Source organism: Isoptericola hypogeus, assembly GCF_039531145.1.
Classification (GTDB): domain Bacteria; phylum Actinomycetota; class Actinomycetes; order Actinomycetales; family Cellulomonadaceae; genus Isoptericola; species Isoptericola hypogeus.
The window spans coordinates 1,379,075-1,392,459 of record NZ_BAAAPM010000003.1 but is presented as its reverse complement, the minus strand read 5'-3'; the positions used below and the strand labels follow the sequence as shown (position 1 = coordinate 1,392,459).

13 protein-coding genes are annotated in these 13,385 nt (G+C 73.0%); 6 read left to right on the top strand and 7 right to left on the bottom strand.

The features are described from left to right. From ABD254_RS08545 to ABD254_RS08535, 3 genes are all read left to right on the top strand, one after another. On the top strand, window positions 1-1,018 hold a 1,018-nt coding region (locus ABD254_RS08545), incomplete at its 5' end, for an ABC transporter substrate-binding protein (protein ID WP_344247552.1). 139 nt (window positions 1,019-1,157) lie between these two features. Then, window positions 1,158-1,580, top strand: a complete 423-nt coding sequence (locus tag ABD254_RS08540) for a helix-turn-helix domain-containing protein (RefSeq protein ID WP_344247550.1) — start codon at window positions 1,158-1,160, stop codon at window positions 1,578-1,580. 10 nt (window positions 1,581-1,590) lie between these two features. Further along, window positions 1,591-2,055: a VOC family protein gene (locus ABD254_RS08535; RefSeq protein WP_344247548.1), complete on the top strand. Its 465-nt coding sequence runs from the start codon at window positions 1,591-1,593 to the stop codon at window positions 2,053-2,055. A gap of 71 nt (window positions 2,056-2,126) precedes the next feature. Here the strand turns inward: ABD254_RS08535 and ABD254_RS08530 are convergent, their stop codons facing one another. From ABD254_RS08530 to ABD254_RS08515, 4 genes are read right to left on the bottom strand one after another with little or no spacing between them, the layout of a single operon-like run. After that, the gene (locus tag ABD254_RS08530) at window positions 2,127-2,909 is read right to left on the bottom strand and encodes an ABC transporter ATP-binding protein (RefSeq protein ID WP_344247546.1); all 783 of its coding nucleotides are present in this window, start codon (window positions 2,907-2,909) and stop codon (window positions 2,127-2,129) included. Then, window positions 2,906-3,922, bottom strand: coding sequence for an ABC transporter ATP-binding protein (locus ABD254_RS08525; protein WP_344247545.1), 1,017 nt, complete (start codon window positions 3,920-3,922; stop codon window positions 2,906-2,908). The genes ABD254_RS08530 and ABD254_RS08525 overlap by 4 nt, the downstream gene beginning before the upstream one ends. Continuing rightward, entirely contained in the window at window positions 3,912-4,913 is a 1,002-nt protein-coding gene (locus tag ABD254_RS08520; RefSeq protein ID WP_344247543.1) for a branched-chain amino acid ABC transporter permease, read from the bottom strand. The genes ABD254_RS08525 and ABD254_RS08520 overlap by 11 nt, the downstream gene beginning before the upstream one ends. A 13-nt stretch (window positions 4,914-4,926) precedes the next feature. Next, on the bottom strand, window positions 4,927-6,354 hold the full coding sequence (locus ABD254_RS08515; RefSeq protein ID WP_344247541.1) for an ABC transporter permease subunit: 1,428 nt from the start codon (window positions 6,352-6,354) through the stop codon (window positions 4,927-4,929). Between the two features lie 229 nt (window positions 6,355-6,583). Between ABD254_RS08515 and ABD254_RS08510 the strand changes: the two genes are divergently transcribed. From ABD254_RS08510 to ABD254_RS08500, 3 genes are all read left to right on the top strand, one after another. Beyond that, window positions 6,584-8,884 carry a S9 family peptidase gene (locus ABD254_RS08510; RefSeq protein ID WP_344247539.1) on the top strand — a complete coding sequence of 767 codons (2,301 nt, stop codon included), beginning with the start codon at window positions 6,584-6,586 and terminating at the stop codon, window positions 8,882-8,884. Between the two features lie 146 nt (window positions 8,885-9,030). Continuing rightward, window positions 9,031-10,317, top strand: a complete 1,287-nt coding sequence (locus ABD254_RS08505; RefSeq protein ID WP_425553688.1) for an inorganic phosphate transporter — start codon at window positions 9,031-9,033, stop codon at window positions 10,315-10,317. Next, window positions 10,314-10,610, top strand: coding sequence for a hypothetical protein (locus ABD254_RS08500; protein ID WP_344247535.1), 297 nt, complete (start codon window positions 10,314-10,316; stop codon window positions 10,608-10,610). The genes ABD254_RS08505 and ABD254_RS08500 overlap by 4 nt, the downstream gene beginning before the upstream one ends. A gap of 31 nt (window positions 10,611-10,641) precedes the next feature. On the opposite strand, the gene ABD254_RS08495 is transcribed toward ABD254_RS08500, so the two are convergent. The 3 genes from ABD254_RS08495 to ABD254_RS08485 form a co-directional block, all read right to left on the bottom strand. Beyond that, window positions 10,642-11,481 carry a CHAD domain-containing protein gene (locus ABD254_RS08495; protein ID WP_344247533.1) on the bottom strand — a complete coding sequence of 280 codons (840 nt, stop codon included), beginning with the start codon at window positions 11,479-11,481 and terminating at the stop codon, window positions 10,642-10,644. A 61-nt stretch (window positions 11,482-11,542) separates the two neighbouring features. Next, window positions 11,543-12,865, bottom strand: a complete 1,323-nt coding sequence (locus ABD254_RS08490; protein WP_344247531.1) for a glycoside hydrolase family 3 N-terminal domain-containing protein — start codon at window positions 12,863-12,865, stop codon at window positions 11,543-11,545. Continuing rightward, the gene (locus tag ABD254_RS08485; RefSeq protein WP_344247529.1) at window positions 12,840-13,334 is read right to left on the bottom strand and encodes an SRPBCC family protein; all 495 of its coding nucleotides are present in this window, start codon (window positions 13,332-13,334) and stop codon (window positions 12,840-12,842) included. Before ABD254_RS08485 ends, ABD254_RS08490 begins: the two co-directional genes overlap by 26 nt. Window positions 13,335-13,385 lie beyond the last annotated feature (51 nt).

Here is a 13,385-nt window from a genome sequence, read left to right as displayed (position 1 = left end):
GGGAGACTCGGGCGACAGCACCGACCTCTCCGTCGCGAGCAGCACCGCCACCGACCTGATCAACAAGGGCGTCTCGGCCGTCATCGGCGCGGCGTCGTCGGCGGTCACCCTCGGCGTGGTCGACACGTTCGAGGAGGCCGGGATCATGCAGATCTCCCCGGCGAACACCGCGGCGGACCTCTCCGGGTACGGGGACTTCTTCGCCCGCACGGCACCGCCGGACACGGTCCAGGGTCCGGCGCACGCCGGTCTCATCCTCGACGACGGCCACTGCCGGGTCGGCTTCCTCGTGCAGAACGAGGCCTACGGCAACGGCCTGCGCGACTACATCCAGGAGGCGATCGAGGCCGGCGGGTGCGAGGCCGTCTACGGCGGCACCGGCGAGGGCCACGAGTTCGCCCCGGGCGACACCAACTTCAGCGCCCAGGTGTCCGACCTGCTCGCGCAGGACCCCGACGCCATCTCGATCATCGCGTTCGAGGAGACCACGGCGATCGTCAACGAGCTCGTCTCGCAGAAGTGGGACCTCAACGGGACCACGTACTTCGTCGACGGCAACCTGTCGAACGACTACGACTTCGACCCCGGCACGCTGGAGGGCGTCCAGGGCACCCTGCCCGGGGCACAGGCCGAAGACGCGTTCCGTGAGCAGCTCAGGGCCTGGTACACCGAGAACGAGGGCGGCGAGCTCGCCGACTTCTCGTACGCCGCGGAGTCGTACGACGCGACCGTCCTCGCCGCGCTGGCCGCGGTCCGGGGCGGGGCGACCGACGGCGCCACCATCTCGGAGAACATCAAGTCCGTCTCCGGCACCGACGGGGGCGGCACGGAGGTGACCACCTTCGAGGAGGGCGTCGCTGCGCTCGAGGCCGGCGACGACATCCACTACGTCGGCAAGTCCGGCATCGGCCCGCTCAACGACGCCAACGACCCGACGTCGGCGTTCATCGGGATCTACGAGTACGGCCCGGACAACCAGTACTCGTACGTGCGCCAGATCGAGGGCAAGATCGAGTGACCCACCGGCGGTACGCCGCCGCGCGGCCAGGCCACGCCTGACCGTGCGGCGCGGGCCCGGACGCTCCCCGCGAGCGTCCGGGCCCGCGCTCGTGGTGGCGACGACGGCGGTGTTCACCCGCGGGGTGTTCACTGGCGGGGTGTTCACCCCGACCGAGGACGAGAACCGGCGCCTGCTGCGTGCCCGCGACGCGATCGACCGCGCGTACGCGACGCCGCTGGACGTGTCGTTTCTCGCCAGGGTGGCGTTCATGTCGCCGGCGCACTTCAGCCGCCGGTTCCGCGCCGTGTTCGGCGAGACGCCGTACCGGTACCTGCAACGCCGCAGGATCGAGCGCGCCTGCGCCCTGCTGCGCGACACGGCGGTGCCGGTCACCGACGTCGCCCGTGAGGTGGGCTACGACAGCCTCGGCACCTTCAGCCGCACGTTCACGCGGATCATCGGGCGCAGCCCCACGACGTTCCGCCGGGACTCCGTCCCCGTGCCGGTCCCGGTCTGCTTCACCAAGGCCTGGACGCGGCCGAGCAGTTTCGGAGAAGCGTCCCGGCCGGGCGGTGCCTAGCGTGGTCGGCATGTTCACAGGAATCGCGATCCACAGCGTGTACGTCCTCGACCAGGAGGAGGCGCTCGACTTCTACGTCGGCACCCTCGGCCTCGAGGTGACTTCCGACGTCGACATGGGGTTCATGCGCTGGCTCACCGTGTCGGTGCCGGGGCAGCCGGAGCGCCGGATCCTGCTCGAGGTGCCGGGGCCGCCGTCGATGAGCGAGGAGACCGCCGCCCAGGTGCGTTCCCTCGTCACGCGCGGCGCGCTGGGCACGGCCGCGATCCTCACGACGGACGACTGCCGCGCCACGTATGCCGCGCTGCAGGCCAAGGGCGTCGAGTTCACCGAGGAGCCGACGGAGCAGCCCTACGGCATCGACTGTGCCCTGCGGGACCCGTTCGGCAACCATCTGCGGATCACGCAGGAGGTCCCGGTGCGGGACATCACCGAGGCGGACCTCCGGCGCTGGGGCGGCGGGCGCTCCGAGTAGCCGCCACCGGGGCGCACGGACGGCGGGGCACCCCGAGGGTGCCCCGCCGTCCGTGCGCCCCGACAGGCGCGCTACACCTCGTCCTCGGCGAGCGTGCCCAGGTAGAGCGAGACGACCTTGGGATCGGCCTGCAGCTCGCGGCCGGTGCCGGTGTACGCGTCCTTGCCCTGGTCGAGCACGTACCCGCGGTCGCAGATCTGCAGGCAGCGGCGGGCGTTCTGCTCCACCATGACGATGGACACCCCGGCCTTGTTGATCATCCGGGTGCGCAGGAAGGTCTCGTCCTGGCGCACGGGGGACAGTCCGGCGGAGGGCTCGTCGAGCAGCAGCACGGACGGGTTCATCATGAGCGCGCGCGCCATCGCGACCATCTGACGCTCGCCGCCGGACATCGCGCCGGCCCGCTGCGCGCGGCGCTCGTGCAGCACCGGGAACAGGTCACCGATGAACCCCCAGCGGTCCTCGAACACCTTGGGGCGCAGGTAGACGCCCATCCGCATGTTCTCCTCTACCGTCAGCGAGGGGAACACGTTGTTGTTCTGCGGCACGAACCCGACCCCGCGTGCGACGAGGGAGTTCGCCTTCTTGCCGGTGATGTCCTCGCCCTCGAGCGTGACGCTGCCGGAGCGCACGTGCACGAGGCCGAACAGCGCCTTGAGCAGCGTCGACTTGCCGGCGCCGTTGGGGCCGATGATGCCGACCAGCTCGCCCTTGGCGACCTCGATCGAGCAGTCGTTGAGGATGTTCACCCCGGGCAGGTAGCCGGCCACGATGTGGTCGGCGCGCAGCAGCACGTCCCGGTTGCCCACCGGAGCGGAGCCGGCCGCATCGGGAACGGTCGCGGTGTCGGTCATCGCTTCTCCTCCTCGGCCTCGAGCCGGGCCAGGATCTCCGGGTCGAGCAGGCTGTCGTCGCCCAGGTCGGTGTCGTGGTGGGCGCCCAGGTAGGCGTCGACGACGGCCTGGTCGGTCATCACCGCCTTCGGCGGGCCCTCGGCGACGATCCGCCCCTCGGCCATCACCACGACCCAGTCGGAGATGTGCCGCACGGCGTGCATGTCGTGCTCGACGAACAGCACGGTCATGCCCTCGTCGCGCAGTGCCTGGACGTGCCCCAGCAGCGACTGCACGAGGGCCGGGTTCACGCCCGCCATCGGCTCGTCGAGCATGATCATCGTCGGGTCGGTCATGAGGGCGCGGGCCATCTCGAGCAGCTTGCGCTGCCCGCCCGACAGTGACCCGGCGTAGTCGCCGGCCTTGTCGTCGAGCTTGAACCGGGCGAGGATCTCCACCGCCTTCTCGGTGGCGGCCTTCTCGTGCGCCTTCCAGGTGAAGGGCAGCCACGACAGCCAGAACCGCTCGCCCGGGTTGTGCGGCGCGGCGAGCAGCATGTTCTGCAGCACCGTGAGCCGCGATAGCGCCTTGGTGAGCTGGAAGGTGCGCACCATCCCCTGCTTGGCGACGCGGGCGCCGCTCTTGCCCTGCAGGGACCGGCCCTCGAAGCTCCACGTGCCGCTCTGCGGGGTGTCGAAGCCGGTGAGCAGGTTGAAGAACGTCGTCTTGCCGGCACCGTTGGGGCCGATGAGCGCGGTGATGGCGCCGCGCTGCACCTCCAGGTGCTCGACGTCGACGGCGGTCATGCCGCCGAAGCGGCGGACGACGTCGTCGGCGACGAGGATGGCGTCCGGCTTGGCCGCGCCGACGACGGGCTCGACCTGGGCCAGCTCGCTGCGGGCCTCGACGGCGGTCTCGGAGGTCGGCTCGTGCGCCGCCGCCGCGGCGGCATCGACGACGGAGTCGGGCGTCGGTTCTGGCGTCGGTTCGGGCATCGTGTGCGTGGTCCCGTCGGCGGGGAGGTCAGCGGACATTGAAGGCCAGCTCCTTCTTGTTCCCGAGGATGCCCTGCGGCCGGAAGATCACCAGGAGCATGAGGGTGACTCCCACCAGCATGCCGCCGATCTGCTCCACGTTGGTGGTGGTGATGATCTCGCCCACGCCGGTGTTCTCGGCCAGGGCGCGCATGCCGGTACGCAGGAACATGTAGGCGCCGAAGAAGAGCATGGCGCCGAGCACCGGCCCGAACACCGTGGCCGCACCGCCCAGCAGCAGCACCGTCCAGGTGAAGAACGTCATGGTGCGGCCCATCGCGTCGGGCGCGATCGTCAGTGGTAGCACGTACAGCACGCCGCCGAGGGACCCGAGCACGCCGCCCAGGACCAGCGACTGGAGCTTGTACGAGTAGACGTTCTTGCCGAGCGCGCGCACGGCGTCCTCGTCCTCGCGGATGCCCTTGAGCACCCGGCCCCACGGGCTGCGTGTGATGAGCCACACGAACAGCAGCGCGAGGGCGACGAGCCCCCACGCGAAGATCCGCGTCCACCACGAGTCGGAGCCGGTGTTGATGTACTCGAGCGGGCCGATCGCGGTGCGGCCGTCGGGCAGCGGCGAGAGCTCCTGGAAGGTGCCCTTGAAGTCGCGGCCCTGCAGGCCGGACGCGCCGCCGGTCCATTCCTGCTGCCAGGTGGACCGTCCGAGCCAGCGGATGATCTCCGCGGCGGAGATGGTGACGATGGCGAGATAGTCGCCCCGCAGCTGCAGTGTGGGGATGCCGAGGATCAGCGCGAACAGCAGCCCGGCGGCCATCGCCACCAGGAGCGCGACGAGGAACGGCGCCCCCGCGATGGTGGCGATGCCGAAGCCGTAGGCCCCGAGCAGCATGAAGCCCGCCTGGCCCATGTTGAGCAGGCCGGTGTAGCCGAAGTGCAGGTTGAGGCCGATCGCGGCGATGGCGTACGCGGCCGTGGTGGGCGCGATGAGCTCGGCCAGCGACTGGGTGAGGATTCTGAGGAACTCGTCCATGGTGGGTCTCCCTTCAGCCGATCCGCTCGCGGCGGCCGAGGATGCCCTGCGGCCTGATCAGGAGCACGAGGATGAGGATCACGAGCGCCGACGCGTAGCGCAGGTCGCTCTGGATCACGAGGTTGGACAGCTCGACGACGAGCCCGATGAGGATCGACCCCACGAGCGCGCCGAACGCGGTGCCGAGCCCGCCGAGGGTGACCGCGGCGAACATCAGCAGCAGGAGCTGCACGCCGAGCTGCCAGTTGAACGACCCGTACGAGATGCCCCACATGAGCCCGGCGAGCGCCGCGAAGCCGGTGGCCATCACCCAGACGATGCGCACGATGCGGTCGGGGTCGATGCCGGTGGCGGAGGCGAGCGCCGGGTTGTCCGAGACGGCGCGGGTGGCGCGGCCGAGGCGGGTGCGGGTGAGGAACCACGCGATGCCCACGATGCACACGAGCGCGACGACCATCGAGACCCACGAGACGGAGCTCAGCGTGATCCCCGCGATGGTCAGGGGCTGCGGGTTGCGCGACAGGATCCGCTCCGAGCCACCGCCGATGAGCAGCTGGATGACGTACTGCAGCGCGATCGACAGACCGATCGTCACGATCATCATCTGCATGACAGGCGTGCCTCTGCGGCGCAGTGGCCGCCAGATGCCGGCGTCCTGGGCGAGGCCGGTGAGCGCGCAGACCGCGATGGTGAGCACACCGCCGAGCCAGATCGGCATCCCCATCTGGTTGATGGTGATGAAGCCGAGGGCGGCGCCGAGGGCCATCTGCTCGCCGTGCGCGAAGTTCGACAGCCCGGTGGTGCCGAAGATGAGGTTCAGCCCGATCGAGGCGAGCGCGAGGAGCAGCCCGAAGCGGAGGCCGGACCCGACCTGCTGCCAGACCTGACCCCACGAGAACGCGCCCTGCGAGGCGTCGCCCTCGGGCGCCGCGCCGACGCCTTCGCCGTCGACGGTGGTGGTCTCCTCGCCGTCGTCGGCGGGGGCCGAGGTGGTCTCCTCGGCCGTCGGGCTGGGCGCCGCGGCACCCGCGCCGACGCGGAACGCGGCGCGGGCGGTGCCGCCCGTCTGCGCGACGACCTCGATCTCGGCCGGCGCGCCGTCGGGCAGGGGCTGGTCGGCGGGCAGGGTCGCCGGGTCGAGGGTCACCGTGTACCGGCCGGTCTCCGGCACGGCGACCGCGGGCACGGCGTCGGCGGAGGTCGTCACGGTCGCGGTGAAGTCGGCCGGGCCGGTGATGGTGGCCGTCGCGTCGGCGACGCGGTCGTTCTCCTCGGTCAGGACGAGGACCGCGACGCAGGCGGTCGTGTCGTCGGGGGTGCAGTCGGTCACGACGTCCGCGGTGGCGGGCGCAGCGGCGAGGGCTAGCGGGGCGAGCGCGATCGCGAGCGCCGCAACGGTGCGGCGCAGCACGCTCGCGAGGTGGGGTCGGTCCGATGTCATCCGGCCGGTCCTCCTCGGGGTCGAGGGCGTGGTTCCCGAGGCAGCTCGGGGCGGGCCCGCGCACCCCCGGTGGTGCAGCGACACTAAAGGCCCCATGTATCTCCAGGGTTTCGCGAGCGTGCCGGAAGTTTAGCCACCAAAATGTGACGCAGATGACAGGGGCAGGTCACAGTCGTGCATCGCCGCCCCGACCGCGGACGAGGTTGCGACGTCCACCTAGGCTGGCCGGGTGTCCGACGACCTGACCACCCCTGCCCCCTCCGCCGCCGACGTCGACCTCGCCGTCGCGCCCGAGGCGCCGCCGTCGGACGAGCAGCCGCCGTCGGACGAGCAGCCGCCGTCGGCCGAGCGCCGGCCGACCACCCGCACCCACCACGGGGACGCGTTCGTCGACGACTACGAGTGGCTGCGGGCCAAGGACGACCCCGAGGTGCTGGCGCACCTGGAGGCGGAGAACGCGTGGACGCAGGCGCAGCTCGCGCCGCTCGCCGGCCTGCGCACGACCCTCTTCACGGAGATCAAGGAACGCACGCAGGAGACCGACCTGTCCGTGCCCACCCGCCTCGGCGGCGCCTGGTACTACTCGCGCACGCAGGAGGGCCGGCAGTACCCGATCCACGCGCGCGTCCCGGTAGACGTCGCGGTCGACGACGCCGGCGAGGAGGGGCGGGCCGACGCCTGGACGCCGCCGGTGGTCGAGCCGGGCCGGGTGCCGGACGGCGAGCAGGTGCTCCTCGACCAGAACCTCGAGGCCGAGGGGCACGACTTCTTCTCCCTCGGCTCGTTCGACGTCTCCGCCGACGGCGCCCGGCTCGCGTACGCCGTCGACACCACGGGCGACGAGCGGTACACGCTGCGCGTGCGCGACCTCGTCACCGGCGCCGACCTGCCCGACGTCGTCACCGGCACGTTCCCCGGCGCCGCGATCACCCCGGACGGGCGGTACGTCTTCTACCCGACCGTCGACGACGCATGGCGGCCGTACCGGATCTGGCGGCACGAGGTCGGCACCGCGGCGTCCGACGACGTGCTGGTGCTCGAGGAGCCGGACGAGCGGTTCTGGGTGGGTGTCGGCCTCACGCGCTCGCAGCGGTACCTCGTGATCGAGGCCGGGTCGAAGACGACCGGCGAGGCGCGGGTCCTGGAGGCGGACGACCCCACCGGGCAGTTCCGGACGGTGTGGGAGCGCCGCGACGGTGTGGAGTACACCGTCGAGCACGCGGTGCTGCCGGGCCTCGGGGGACCGGAGGGCACGGACGTCTCCGCCGACCGGCTGCTGGTGCTGCATAACGACGGCGCCGAGAACTTCGAGCTCGCGCTCACGGAGGTGCCCGGGGCCGACGGGCCGCTCGACACGTCGGCGGCGCGCGTCGTCGTCCCGCACGACCCGGCCACCCGCCTGGACGGCGTCGACGCGTTCGCGGGGCACGCCGTGCTGTCGTTCCGGCGCGACGCGCTGCCCCGCGTGGGCGTCGTCGCGCTGGACGCGGTCGAGGCCTCCTCGCCCTGGCGGGTCGAGGAGGTCGCCGTCGACGAGCCGTTGTTCTCCGTCGCCGTCGACGCCAACCCGGACTGGCACCAGCCGCTGCTGCGGGTGCAGCACACGTCGTTCGTCACGCCGGCGACGGTGCTCGACGTCGACCTCGTCACCGGCGAGCGGCACGTGCGCAAGCGCCAGCCGGTGCTCGGCGGCTACGACCCGGCCGACTACGTGCAGCGGCGCGAGTGGGCGACCGCACCGGACGGAACGCGGGTGCCGATCAGCCTGGTCTGGCGCCGCGACGCGGTGACGCTGGACGGCTCGGGCCTGCGGGCCGAGCCCGCCCCGCTGCTCCTGTACGGGTACGGGGCCTACGAGACGAGCATCGACCCCTACTTCTCCGTGCCGCGCCTCAGCATGCTGGACCGCGGCGTCGTGTTCGCCGTCGCGCACGTGCGCGGCGGGGGCGAGCTGGGCCGCCGCTGGTACGACGACGGCAAGCTGGCCGCCAAGCCGCACACGTTCACCGACTTCGTGGCGTGCGCGCGCCACCTCGTCGACGCCGGCTGGACGGCGCCCGACCGGTTGGTCGCCGACGGCGCCAGCGCGGGCGGCCTGCTCGTCGGGGCGGTCGCCAACCTGGCGCCCGAGCTGTTCGCGGGCGTGCTCGCGGGAGTGCCGTTCGTCGACGCGCTGACCTCGATGCTCGACCCGTCGCTGCCGCTGACCGTCGTCGAGTGGGACGAGTGGGGCGACCCGCTGCACGACCCCGACGTCTACGCGCTCATGAGGTCCTACAGCCCGTACGAGAGCGTGCCCCAGGACGCGTCCCGCTACCCGCGGATCCTCGCGACCACGTCGCTGCACGACACCCGCGTGCTGTACGTCGAGCCGGCCAAGTGGGTGGCGCGGCTGCGCGCCGCGGGGGCGCCGGCGCTGCTGAAGATCGAGATGTCCGCGGGGCACGGCGGGGTGTCGGGGCGGTACGCGCGCTGGGAGGAGATCGCGTTCGAGAACGCCTGGGTGCTCGACGTGCTCGGCAGGCGCTGAGGGCCGCGGTCGACGGGGAAGGCGCACACGAGGTTCGAAGCGGGAGAGACACGCTCGAACCGAAGATGAACGGCAGGTGAACTCTCCCGGAACAGTTCACCGGACGGTCGGTTCCTGGTCGAAAACACCCGGGAACGGCCGCCACCATGGATGACGTGACCGAGACGATCCTGCTGGCCCTCGTCGTCGTGACCGCGCTGGCCTTCGACTTCACGAACGGCTTCCACGACACGGGCAACGCCATGGCCACCTCCATCGCCACCCGCGCCCTCAAGCCCAAGACGGCCGTCGCGCTGTCCGCCGTCCTCAACCTGGTCGGCGCCTTCCTGTCGCTGGCCGTCGCCGCGACGATCGCCAAGGGCATCGTCGACGCCGGCGTCATCACCCTCCCGGTGGTGCTCGCGGGCCTGGTCGGCGGCATCGTGTGGAACCTCCTCACCTGGTTGTTCGGCATCCCGTCGAGCTCGTCGCACGCCCTGGTGGGCGGCATGGTCGGCGCCGTGCTGGCCGCCGTCGGCACGTCGGGCGTGCTGTGGACGGGCGTGGTGTCCAAGGTCCTGGTGCCCGCGCTGCTCGCGCCGCTCGTCGCGATCGCCGTCGCCGGGGCCGGCACCTGGATGGTCGCCCGGCTGACCCGCGGCGTGCCGCAGGAGGTCAGCAACCGCGGGTTCCGCTGGGGCCAGATCGGCTCCGCGTCCCTGGTCTCCCTGGCGCACGGCACCAACGACGCGCAGAAGTCGATGGGCATCATCCTGCTCGCGCTCATCGCGGGCGGCGCCGTCCCGGCCGACGCCGGGGTGCCGTTCTGGGTGATCATCAGCTGCGCCATCGCGATGGCGGCCGGCACGTACCTGGGCGGCTGGCGCGTCATCCGCACCCTCGGCAAGGGCCTGGTGGAGATCGACACCCGGCAGGGCATGGCCGCCGAGACCTCCTCGGCCGCCGTCATCCTGCTCTCCAGCCACTTCGGGTTCTCGCTCTCGACGACGCACGTCGCGACCGGTTCGGTGCTCGGCTCGGGCGTCGGGATGCCGGGGGCGAAGGTCCGCTGGGGCGTCGCGGGCCGCATGTTCGTCGCCTGGCTGGTCACGCTGCCGGCCGCCGGCCTCGTCGGTGCGCTGTGCCACTGGCTGGAGTCCGCGATCGGCGGCGCCGCCGGCACGATCGCCGTCTTCGCGCTGCTGGTCGTCGTCTCCGCCGCGATCTGGGTCATCTCGCGCCGCAAGCCGGTCGACCACACCAACGTCAACGAGGCCTGGGACGAGGAGAAGGGCGCGGGCGTCGAGCCCGTCGCCGCGACCACCGGCGAGGCCGGCCCCGAGCGGGTCGCCCCCGTGCCGGCGGCCGCCACCGCGTCGTCCGTGGGCCCGGCCATCGAGTCCGTCGGGTCGGTCAGCGTGGCCGGCGCGTCGAAGGGGAGCGTGCAGTCATGAGCGAGTTCATCGAGTGGGGCGCCCTCGGCCAGGTCGTGGTGGCCGGGCTGATCATCGGCGCCGGGATCCCCGCGCTGTTCGCGCTCGGCCTGCGCCTGCTGGCCGGCACGACGACGCAGCCGCAGCGCGCCGCGTCCGGCACCAGGCGCGCGGCCGACGGCGGCGTGCCCGCGGGGCCGGTGGCCATCGCCCGGCCCACCCCGGCGCGCCTCGTCGGCGCGATCGCGTGCATGGGCGTCGTCGTCGGCGCCATCGCCTTCGGCCTGGTCTTCCTGGTCTCGGGCGGGCACTGACCTCGAGCGGCACCGGCCCGTGCGGCCGGGGTCATCCGGGCAGGTCGTCCGGGTCCCAGCCCGCGAGCGCCTCGCGGGCGCGTCGCTCCTCCAGCGCGTCGAGCGCGTCGACGGCGTCCGCGGTGCGCGGCGTGCGCAGCTCCGCGAGCGTCTCGCGCAGCACGGCGGCGTCGTGGTGCTCGCCGAGCAGGTCCTGGACCGCCCGGTACCCCTTCGCCGCACGCTTGGCTGCCCTGGCCTTGGACCCGCTGCCGAACGACGCGAGCACGTCGGCCGCGTAGCGCGCCCGGCGGGCCGCCTTGCGCACCTTGTGGAGCTCCTCGACGCCGCGCCCGGACGCGCGGTCGGAGCGGCGGCGGACCTTGCGCATCGCCTTGTCCAACCGCGGCTCGAGCGCTGGCCGGGCGCGCGTGGCGGCGGCCTCGCGCAGCGGCGGGTCTTCCGCCAGCGCGCGCAGTCGCTTCACGAGATCGCGGTGCGACGGCGCGTCGAGCTCAGAGCGCACCCTGCCGAGCGCGGCGGCGTGCCTGCGGCGCAACACCGCGTCGAGGGCCGCGACGCCCGGCAGGAGCGCGGTGTCGAGGTCCCGCGAGACGGCGGCGAGGCGTGCGCGTTGCACCTCGGCGTCCCGCGCGTGCCCGAGCAGGCGACCCCAACGGGTGAGGTCGTCGTCGAGGCGCGCGGCGTCGAGGCGGTCGGTGTCGACGAACGGCGCGAACGTGCGCAGCGTTGAGCGCAGCCGCCGCACCCCCGTCCGCGTGCGGTGCACCACGTCGGGGGCGTCGGTGCGGACCAGCGCCTCGCGCCGCAGGATCGTGTCGACCCGGGTGCGGATCGTGGCGGTCAGGACCTCGCCGGCCGTACGGCTCATCCTTGATCCTGTCCTGGCGCGGCACTCCTCGCCCGCGGACGCCGCGCGTTTCCGTGCCAGGTCAGCCGTCGAGGCCGGCCTTGGCGGCCAGCACGCGGCGCGCGGACGCGTCGACCTTCGCGGCGAAGCCGTCGTCCGCGCGGGCCTTCGCGACGAGCGCGTCGGCCATCTCTCCCGCGACGCCAGGGTCCGCCGAGGCCAGCACGAGGTCCACCCCGGCGTCCACGGCGCGCACGGCACGCTCGCCCGGCGGCCACGGCCGGACCTGCGCGGCCGCGGAGACGTCGTCGGTCATGACGACGCCGTCGAAGCCGAGGTCGTCGCGCAGCAGGTCGACGACCCGGCGCGAGAAGACCGCCGGCCGGTCGGGGTCGATGCGGTCGTAGACGGCGGAGGACAGCATCACGAACCGCGCGCCGGCGTCGATCCCGTCGCCGAAGAGGGTCACCGCGCGGGCGCGCGGCCCGGTCACGTCGTCGGTGACGTCCGTGTCGGTGTCCGTGTTCTGCGTGACGCGCCCCAGCCCGGGGAAGTGCTTGAGCACCGGCTCGACGCCCGCCGCCTGCATGCCCGCGGCGAACGCCGTCGCCGAACGGGTCACCGACGCCGGCGTGTAGCCGTAGCTGCGGTCGAAGTACCCGATCGGCGGGTTGCCGGCGGCGTCGGCCGCGTCGACGAGGTCCATCACCGGTGCCAGGTTGAGGTTCACGCCCGCCGCGGCGAGCTCGGAGCCCCAGCCCTCGGCGCGCTCGCGCAGCGTCGCGCGGTCCCAGGTGGCCTGCTCGGTCGCCCGGGGGATCTCGGAGAAGCCCGGGCCGCGCAGCACCTGCACCAGCCCGCCCTCCTGGTCGGTCGCGACGAGCAGCGGGGTGCCGTGGGTGGTCTTCGTCGACACCAGGCCCGTGTAGTCGTCGACCAGGTCGGCGGTGGCGCGGACGCCGGCCTCGCTGCGCCCGTGCAGGAAGACGTTGCCCACGTGGTGGTCGCGGACGGCGTCGGCGCTCACCTCGGCCGGGCCGTCGACCGCGACGCCGGCCATGAGGAGCTGTCCCACCTTCTGGTCCAGCGTCCAGCCGGCGAGCACGTCGTCCGGCCGGGGCGGCGGGGTGGTGTCCGGCGTCGGGGTCGTGTCCGGGGCGGGGGACGCCGCGTCCGAGGGGGAAGGCGAGCCCGTGGGGGCGGGCGAGCCGGTCGAGGACGGCGGGCCGGGCGAGGACGGCGGGTCGGTGCCGGCCTCGGTCGAGACGGGCGCGGGGCTCGGCTCGCCCACCGGCGGCCCGCACCCGGCCAGCAGCAGGGCCCCCGTCAGCGCGACGGCGACGAGCGCGGGCGGCGGCCGGCGACCCGGCCGGCGTGGCTCAGCGGCGACGAGGTGCGCCGTCACGGTGGGCGAGGGTGTCGAGCGCGGTGCGCCAGTGCCCCTCGGAGCGTGCCGCGTGCTCCGCCGTGTCGACGTTCTGCTGCAGCACCGTCACGACGGTCCCGGAGTCGTCGGGCTCCAGGGTGATCCGGATGTCGTGATAGTTCTCGGGCACGTCCTCGAGGTCGCTCAGCGGCGAGAAGTGAGTGAAGTGCAGCAGGTGCGGGCGCTCGACGGCGATCACCACGCCTTTGTCCGCGAACTGGCGGCCGAAGAAGTGGCCCTCGAACGTGATGGGGCTGCCGGGCCGGAAGTCGGTCTCGATGTTCGCCCCCAGCATCCACCTCGCGCCCGGGTGCATGAGCTCGGCCCACACCCGGCTCGGGGGCTCGGCCACGTGCACCGACGCCGTCGCGACGTGCTCCGTCCAGGCGTCGGCAGTGGCGTTCCCGGTGGCCGTCTCGGGGGTGTCCGGGCTGGTCGGCGTCGTCATGGGGGGTTCCTTCCGCCGTCGTCGGTCCTCGCCCCCGACCTTAGCCCGGGT

Bases quoted from the DNA above. Each gene is read 5' to 3' on its own strand.
- ABD254_RS08535 (WP_344247548.1), top strand. From the start codon at position 1,591: ATGTTCACAGGAATCGCGATCCACAGCGTGTACGTCCTCGACCAGGAG.
- ABD254_RS08530 (WP_344247546.1), bottom strand. From the start codon at position 2,909: ATGACCGACACCGCGACCGTTCCCGATGCGGCCGGCTCCGCTCCGGTG.
- ABD254_RS08525 (WP_344247545.1), bottom strand. From the start codon at position 3,922: ATGTCCGCTGACCTCCCCGCCGACGGGACCACGCACACGATGCCCGAA.
- ABD254_RS08520 (WP_344247543.1), bottom strand. From the start codon at position 4,913: ATGGACGAGTTCCTCAGAATCCTCACCCAGTCGCTGGCCGAGCTCATC.
- ABD254_RS08515 (WP_344247541.1), bottom strand. From the start codon at position 6,354: ATGACATCGGACCGACCCCACCTCGCGAGCGTGCTGCGCCGCACCGTT.
- ABD254_RS08505 (WP_425553688.1), top strand. From the start codon at position 9,031: ATGGATGACGTGACCGAGACGATCCTGCTGGCCCTCGTCGTCGTGACC.
- ABD254_RS08500 (WP_344247535.1), top strand. From the start codon at position 10,314: ATGAGCGAGTTCATCGAGTGGGGCGCCCTCGGCCAGGTCGTGGTGGCC.
- ABD254_RS08495 (WP_344247533.1), bottom strand. From the start codon at position 11,481: ATGAGCCGTACGGCCGGCGAGGTCCTGACCGCCACGATCCGCACCCGG.
- ABD254_RS08485 (WP_344247529.1), bottom strand. From the start codon at position 13,334: ATGACGACGCCGACCAGCCCGGACACCCCCGAGACGGCCACCGGGAAC.